We start from the raw sequence: 438 nt of genomic DNA on the forward strand, positions 1-438 counted from the left end.
GTTCCGAAGTGCTCCCACACCCGAAAGTGCATCTTCGAGGCGTCGTAGAGCACGGCCTGTGCCAGCGCGAGGTTGTAGCGAGCCAGCAGCCAGTCGACCGTCTGGTCGCGCTGATCGTACGCCTGCTTGCTATTTCCCGTCAGTTTCGTCGTTGTCGTCGTGGACTCCTGTCCGTCGCTGTCATCGCGCACCGACTGGTCGCCGAACCGGACGAGCCGTTTGTTGTCCTCCAGATCAGCGTACATACCCCGGTAACACTCCTCGAGTGAGATGCCCAACTCGTCGGCGACCGCGCTGTAGACTTCCAGTTTCTGCGTGTCTTCGCCGAGTGTGGGCTGGCGAACGATCGGGTAGCGATCGTTGGCTCGCTCGAACAGTCGCTTGCGGATCTCGCGTGGGTCAACGGCCGCCTGTTGCTCGAACTCGCACTCGTCTCTG

1 protein-coding gene is annotated in these 438 nt (G+C 61.6%); it reads right to left on the reverse strand.

The features are described from left to right. Window positions 1-438: DUF790 family protein (locus tag D3D01_RS22930; RefSeq protein WP_121513878.1), on the reverse strand; the 438-nt coding region annotated here is incomplete at both ends.

Source organism: Haloarcula sp. Atlit-7R (assembly GCF_003666065.1).
Taxonomy (GTDB): Archaea; Halobacteriota; Halobacteria; order Halobacteriales; family Haloarculaceae; genus Haloarcula; species Haloarcula taiwanensis.